Source organism: Dietzia sp. DQ12-76, from assembly GCF_014145045.1.
Lineage (GTDB): Bacteria > Actinomycetota > Actinomycetes > Mycobacteriales > Mycobacteriaceae > Dietzia.
Map to the genome: position 1 here is coordinate 1 of NZ_JAALDV010000290.1, position 2,544 is coordinate 2,544.

3 protein-coding genes are annotated in these 2,544 nt (G+C 72.3%); all 3 read right to left on the reverse strand.

The window, feature by feature from the left end:
- Positions 1-24: 24 nt before the first annotated feature.
- Complete coding sequence (locus G6019_RS10410; RefSeq protein ID WP_182612254.1) at positions 25-1,086, reverse strand: phosphotransferase family protein; 1,062 nt, start codon at positions 1,084-1,086, stop codon at positions 25-27.
- Positions 1,083-2,207 carry a TIGR03857 family LLM class F420-dependent oxidoreductase gene (locus G6019_RS10415; protein WP_107755605.1) on the reverse strand — a complete coding sequence of 375 codons (1,125 nt, stop codon included), beginning with the start codon at positions 2,205-2,207 and terminating at the stop codon, positions 1,083-1,085. The genes G6019_RS10410 and G6019_RS10415 overlap by 4 nt, the downstream gene beginning before the upstream one ends.
- 80 nt (positions 2,208-2,287) lie before the next feature.
- Positions 2,288-2,544, reverse strand: a 257-nt coding sequence (locus G6019_RS10420) for a Na+/H+ antiporter subunit E (RefSeq protein ID WP_182627533.1), incomplete at its 5' end; no start/stop codon positions are given.

Below are 2,544 nucleotides of genomic sequence, written 5' to 3' on the forward strand. Positions count from 1 at the left end.
GCAACCCGGCCGGGGTGGCCGGGGTCAGCCGCCGCGGACCACGGCGAGGGCGTCGTGGTCCGCGATCGCCCGACATGCTCGCCGCATGAGCAGGGCGAACATCGCGTCGCCGCGCTCGGTGCGGGTGCCGTACATCCATCCGAAGATCCCGAGCACCGGGGTCTGGAGCAGCCCGTAGACGTAGTCGTCCCAGCAGGTCTCGAGGGAGTAGTCGTCCACCCCGAACCCGGTGAGTGCGCGGTGATAGTCGGCCACGATCCCTCGCTCGGCGGCCCGGCGGTCGGCGACATCCAGGCTGGAGCCGAGGAAGCCGCCGAGGTCGCGCCCGGGAAGCCCCACGGCGAGGGTCTGCCAGTCGCAGGCCAGGGACGGCCGCTGGCCGGAGGGGTCGATCAGCATGTTGTCGGCGCGGTAGTCGGCGTGGAGCAGGGCGTAGCGCTCGGACCGCCCGTTGGCCCAGTCGGCGATCAGCGGTGCGATCTCGGACAGGATCCGCTGCTCGTCGTCGTCGAGCCGATCCCCCAACTCGGAGAGGAACGCCTCCAGCGCCGGCCCGCCGAGCTCCTGCAGGGTCACGTTGTCCTCGACCGACGGGCAGGAGAGCCCGTCGATGCCGCGCAACTGCGGATCGCACCAGCGTGGTCCGTGCAGTCCGGCCAGGTTGATCGCGCAGTCGCGGGCGTCCTCGATCGTCAGCCCGGTGAGCTGGTCGCCCTGGACCAGCGGCGACACATCGTCGAGCACGAGCGTGAAATCGCCCTCCCGCTCCCCGAGGGCCGCGAACCGCGCCCGGGGGACCCGCACGGCGACGGTCGGCGCCAGGTCCCGGTAGAACAGCACCTCGCTCCGGTAGACGCCGTGCAGGAGCGGACGCATGCCCTCGTCGGGGTTGGGGAGCTTGACGAACAACGTGGGGGGCAGCCCGTCACCGTCCACGTGGGCGACCACGCAGCAGCCGATCTGGCCGGTCCCCACGGCCTCGGTCCGCGCGGACCTGACCTCCGTGCCGAGCGCGGCGGTGAGCCACTGCGCCGTCACCTCCTGCGGTGTGCAGACCACGGAGGCGCTGGAATCGACACCGGTCATGACTGTGGGTCCTTCCGCAGGTGGAGTCGTCCGGGGTTGGGGGCGAGGTGGTCGAACCGGCGCGGGTCACGCCGTCGGCGCCAGGCCGCCAGGACCGGGGCGAGCTCGTCGGGGGTGGCACCGTGCAGGACGACCGAGTCCGCACCGAGCGCGAGCTGCCCGTCGATGCGGTCCGCACAGTGGTCGGCGCTACCGACCGCCGCGCAGGCCAGCCACTCGTCGGGCAGGACCTCGCGGGCGTGGCGCAGGATGTCCAGGTCGTCGGTCGCGTCGAGCGCCCCGGAGTGCGCGGACAGACGCTCATCCGCGCGGAACCGCTCCAGGCCCGCCGGATCCCACCCGTTCACCCGGACCAGGACGTCGCCGTATCCGGTGAGGTAGGTGGCTAGGCGGCCGACGAGCTTGCGCAGGCGCGCGGTCTCGTCGAGCGAGTCCTCGATGGTGGCCATGACCGACCAGATGCGCACCTGCGCCGGATCCCGGCCCGCCCGCTCGGCGGCCTCGCGGACCAGCCGGACGGATCTGGCGACCGCCGCGTCGGACATGAAGGTGTGCAGGACCACGCCGTCGGCGATCCGACCGGCGAGCCGGAGCGAGTTGTCTCCCATGGCCATGAGCAGAATCGGGATGTCCTCGTCGAACGTCGAGTCCTGCACGAGGTAGGGGTAGCTGCCCGCCGGGCCGTCGTGGCCCACCACGGATCCGCCCCGCCACAGCGTGCGGTAGATGCCGATGGCGTCCTCGAGTTGTGCGGACGTGACATGCGGCAGTCCCATGATGTCGAACAGCAGCGGGATGCCGCGGCCCAGTCCGAACGCGTACCTGCCGCCGGACATCCTGTGCAGCGTGGTGGCCATCGTCGCGGTGACGAGCGGGTGCCGGGTGTTGTGGTTGGTCGCGGCGGTCCCCACTCCGATCCGGGTGGTCGCGGCGACCGCGGCACCCGCCATGACCGCCGCGTCCTTGAGGGCGAACCGTTCCGACAGGAGAATCGACCCGAGACCCAGCTCCTCCGCGCGGGCGGCCTCGACGATGAGGTCGGCCGGCGACGCGCTGTGGCCGGCCAGGCCGTAGCAGGCGAGCTCGGGCATGGGGGGCGGCGCGGTCTCAGCGATGGTCATGTGTGCCCTTCGGCGGGAGGGGGGCGACCCGGGAGAAAGTGACACGTGTCACGTTACCTCGCCACCGGGGGTCGTCCGGGTCAGCTCCCGAAGATCCGACCCAGGCGATGCTCGAGTCCGGCCCACGCGTGGGCCGCGTCGATGTCCTCGGCGAGCACGTGCAACTCCACCCAGTCCAAGCCCCCGCCCTCGTCCCTGCCCTCGTCCACGACCAGGGTGCCGGGCATGAGGTTGATCATCCACAGCGCCAGGCGGCGCCCGGCCGGGGTCCCGGACCGGATCGGGAGCCGCAGCGTGCGGGGGGAGATGGGCATGCGGGGGTCCAGCGCCCGCCGGG

Bases quoted from the DNA above. Each gene is read 5' to 3' on its own strand.
- G6019_RS10410 (WP_182612254.1), bottom strand. From the start codon at position 1,086: ATGACCGGTGTCGATTCCAGCGCCTCCGTGGTCTGCACACCGCAGGAG.
- G6019_RS10415 (WP_107755605.1), bottom strand. From the start codon at position 2,207: ATGACCATCGCTGAGACCGCGCCGCCCCCCATGCCCGAGCTCGCCTGC.